We start from the raw sequence: 4,319 nt of genomic DNA on the forward strand, positions 1-4,319 counted from the left end.
GACGCCGCAGGAGGCCGCCGACTGGGTGCGCAGCGCCAACGTCGACAAGGGCTACGGCGTCAAGTACTGGGAGATCGGCAACGAGCTCTACGGCAACGGCCACTATGGCACCGCGTGGGAGGAGGACCACCACGAGGACAAGAGCCCGGCCGGGTACGCGGGCCTGGTTCGCGACTACTCGCGGGCGATGAAGGCCGTCGACCCGAGCATCAAGATCGGCGCGGTGCTGACCACGCCCGGCGAGTGGCCGGACGCCATCACGGCCGCCGGTGACGCGGGCTCGTGGAACCAGGTCGTGCTGTCCACGGCGGGCGCGGACATCGACTTCGTGATCCTGCACTGGTACCCGCGCGGCACGAACGCCCCGGACCTGCTGAGCAGCGCGGACACCATCCCCGAGATGATGGCGATGGCCAAGGAGCAGATCCGCGGGCACACCGGCCGGGACCTGGGCATCGCGTTCACCGAGCTGAACACGAACTTCGCCCGCAACACCCAGCCGACCGCGCTGTTCGCCGCCGACGCCTACGCGTCGCTGCTGGAGCGCGGCGCGTTCACCGTCGACTGGTGGAACGCGCACAACGGCCTGGGCAAGGTCAGCACGGTCGCCGGTCAGACCGACTACGACGACTTCGGCCTGCTCTCCAGCGCCAACTGCACCGAGGACGGCTCGGTGTGCCAGCCCGCGCTGAACACGCCGTTCGCGCCGTACCACGCGCTCGCGCTGACCTCCCGGTTCGCGCGCCCCGGCGACCAGTTCGTGGCCGCCTCCAGCACCGACCCGCTGGTGCGCGCGCACGCCGCCCGGCGACCGGACGGCGGGCTGTCCGTGCTGCTGGTGAACCGGGACCCGGACGCGGCGAAGTCGGTCGCGCTCGACTACGCCGGGTTCACCCCGAGGTCCTCGGCGGTGGTGCGGACCTACGGCAACGGCGACACCGCGATCACCACGTCCACCGGGACGTCCGGCGCGGTCTCGCTCGCCCCGTACTCGATCACCGCGCTGGAGCTGGCGCCCACGTCCGCGACCACCGGCCCGGCGGCGCCCGCCCGGCCGACCGCGTCCTCGGTGACCGACCGCAGCGCCGTGATCGACCTGCCCGTCGCGGCTCCGGGCACCAAGCACGAGGTGCACCGCCAGGTCGGCACGCGCACCGACCAGTGGGGCGAGACCACCGGCGGCAGCTTCACCGCCACCAACCTGTCCCCCAGCACCGAGTACACCGTGAACGTCATCGCGCGCGACAACGCGGGCCGGGTGTCGTGGTCCTCGCCGCCGCTGGTGTTCCGCACCACCGCGCCCGCCTCGTCCACCTGCGCGGTGAAGCTGGCCAACACCAACGACTGGGGCAACGGCTGGGTCGGCGACGTGCAGGTCACCAACACCGGGACCACCCCCGTGGACGGCTGGGTGCTGGCGTTCGACTGGCCGACCACCTGGCAGAAGGTCGACAGCGGCTGGAGCGGCGCGTGGGCGCAGTCCGGCCGGTCGGTGACGGTGACCGCCGACGCGGGCAACCGGCTGCTGGCCCCCGGCGCGACGGTCTCGACCGGTTTCGTGGGCTCTTACCAGGGCCCGAACCGGCTGCCGACCGCGTTCTCGCTGAACGGCGCGCCGTGCTCGCTGCGGTGATCACCGCCGCGCTGCGGTGATCGGGTGGTGGGGCATACCCCGATCAGGGTCTGCCCCACCACCTGCGCAGGCGATAGGACAGGGGGTCACGCCAACCCCAGGAGGTCGATCCGTGCCCCACGTCCCGCACGTCCGCTCCACGGCCCAGTGGCACGTCCCGTTCCCGTCCGCGCCGGTGGTCGAGCACCACCGCGCACCGCTGGGGATCGGCGAGCCGGAACCGAGGTTGTCGTGGACCACGGCGGCGGAGGCGGGGTGGGTGCAGCGGGCGTACGAGGTCGAGGTGGGCGGCGAGCCGACCGGGTGGGTGGAGTCGGACGGGTCGGTCCTGGTGCCGTGGCCCGCCGAGCCGCTGGGCTCGCGGGACCGCAGGGAGCTGCGGGTGCGGGTGCGCGGCGACGGGGGGACGCCGAGCCCGTGGAGCGCGCCGTCGTTCGTGGAGGCCGGGTTGCTGCGGCCGTCGGACTGGGTGGCGCGCATGGTGTCGCCGGTCGCCGGACGCCGCCCTCCCCTGCTGCGGCGGGAGTTCGCGGTGCGCGCGCCGATCGCGCGGGCCCGGCTGTACACGACCGCGCAAGGCGTGCACGAGGTGCTGCTCAACGGGTCGCGGGTCGGCGACGAGGTGCTCGCGCCGGGGTGGACCAGCTACCGGCGCCGGTTGCGCTACCGCACGCACGACGTGACCGGGCTGCTGCGGCACGGGCGCAACGCGCTCGGGGTGGCGCTGGCGGACGGCTGGTACCGGGGCAGGCTCGGGTTCTCCGGGCGGCGCGCGGTGTACGGGGACCGGCTGGCGGCGCTGGTGCAGCTGGAGGTCGTCGGCGAGGACGGCTCGCGGCAGGTGGTGGGCACCGACGAGCGGTGGCGGGCCGGGACCGGCGGGCTGGTGTCGGCGGGCCTGTACGACGGGGAGCACTTCGACGCGCGGCGGCACCCGAGCGGGTGGGCGGAGCCGGGGTTCGACGACTCGGGGTGGGGCGCGGTCGAGGTGGTGGAGCGGGACCTGGCGACGCTGGTCGCGCCGACCGGGCCGCCGGTGCGCCGGACCGAGCTGCTGCGGCCGGTGGCGGTGACCGCGCTGGGGCGGGGGCGGCACCTGCTGGACTTCGGGCAGAACCTGGTGGGGCGGCTGCGGTTGCGGGTGGACGAGGGGGCCGCGCGGGAGGTGGTGGTGCGGCACGCGGAGGTGCTGGAGGACGGCGAGCTGTGCACGCGGCCCCTGCGCGGGGCGCGGGCCACCGACCGGTACGCGCCGGGTGCGGGGACGGCGGTGTGGGAGCCGTCGTTCACCTACCACGGGTTCCGGTACGCGGAGGTGACCGGGCTGCCGGGGGCCCCGGACGTGGTGGCGGCGGTGTGCGGCACGGACCTGCGGCGGACCGGGTGGTTCCGGTGCTCGGACCCGGACCTGGAGCGGTTGCACGAGAACGAGGTGTGGATCGCGCGGGGGTGGGTGGGGCGGGTGGAGCGGGCGCTGGACGAGGACGGGGTGTGGCGGCGGGGGTTCCAGTTCGGCGACTGGCTGGACCCGGCCGCGCCGCCGGACCGGCCGCACGAGGCGCGCACCGCCCCGGCGGTGGTGGCGACGGCGTACGCGGCGCGGTCGGCGCGGGTGCTGGCGCGGGTGGCGGACCTGGTCGGCGCTCCGGGGGACGCCGTGCGGCTGCGCGCGCTGGCGCGTCGGGTGGCGGCGGGGTTCGCGCGGGCGTTCCCCGACCAGGGCGGCACGCAGACCGGTCTGGCGCTGGCGCTGCGGTTCGGGCTGGTGCCCGCGCGGGAGCGGGCGCGGGTGGCGCGGCGGCTGGCGGGGCTGGTGCGGGCGGAGGGGCACCGGGTCGGGACGGGGTTCGCGGGGACGCCGGTGGTGCTGGACGCGTTGGCGGACAACGGTTACCTGGACGACGCGTACCTGCTGCTAACCCAGCGGGAGTGCCCGTCGTGGCTGTACGCGGTGGAGCGGGGGGCGACGACGGTGTGGGAGCGGTGGGACGCGCTGCTGCCGGACGGGCGGGTGAACCCCGCCGAGATGACCTCGTTCAACCACTTCGCGCTGGGCTCGGTGGCGGACTGGATGCACCGCGCGGTGGCGGGGTTGGCGCCGGGCGCGCCGGGCTACCGGGTGATCCGGGTGGCGCCCCGGTTCGGCGGCGGGCTGGTGAGCGCGGAGGCGGAGCACCTGACGCCGTACGGTCGGGCGCGCGTGGCGTGGCGGCGCTCGGGCGAGCGCGCGGTGGTGGACGTGGTGGCCCCGACGGGCACCCGCGCGGTCCTGGACCTGCCGGGCGCGGCGCCGCAGGAGGTCGGGCCGGGTCGGCACCGGTTCACGGTGCCGTGCCGGGCGGTGCGGGCGGATGTGGTGCACGTGTGGTGAGACGCCGGGAGGGGCCGGTTTCCCGACCCCTTCCGGCGCTGGTCCTCGCGGCGCTGCGCCTCGCGGCGCAACGACCTCAGTCCGTGCCCGACTCCATCGCGGCCCGGTCCAGCAGCTCCGCGTGGTCGACCTGCCCGCGCGACGCGATGGCCTCCGCGCCACCCTCCTCCAGCGTCCCGATCAGCTCGGTCGGCGCGACCCGAGCCGCGCCGATGAGCGTCGACTGCCCGCTGCCGACCATGCCCAGCCCGGCGTACTGCTCCAGCCGCGCCCGCGAGTCCGCGATGTCCAGGTTCCGCATCGTCAGCTGCCCGA

Annotated in this window: 2 protein-coding genes and 1 pseudogene; 2 read left to right on the forward strand and 1 reads right to left on the reverse strand. The window is 75.6% G+C overall.

Annotation, left to right across the window (positions count from 1 at the left end):
• On the forward strand, positions 1-1,633 hold a 1,633-nt coding region (locus tag ACTUAL_RS28185), incomplete at its 5' end, for a cellulose binding domain-containing protein (protein ID WP_440902361.1).
• Between the two features lie 112 nt (positions 1,634-1,745).
• Complete coding sequence (locus ACTUAL_RS28190) at positions 1,746-4,004, forward strand: family 78 glycoside hydrolase catalytic domain (RefSeq protein ID WP_440902362.1); 2,259 nt, start codon at positions 1,746-1,748, stop codon at positions 4,002-4,004.
• A gap of 76 nt (positions 4,005-4,080) precedes the next feature.
• On the opposite strand, the pseudogene ACTUAL_RS28195 reads toward ACTUAL_RS28190, so the two are convergent.
• Positions 4,081-4,319, reverse strand: a pseudogene (locus ACTUAL_RS28195) (argininosuccinate synthase); the annotation flags it as partial.

The sequence above is a fragment of the Actinosynnema sp. genome, from assembly GCF_052038725.1.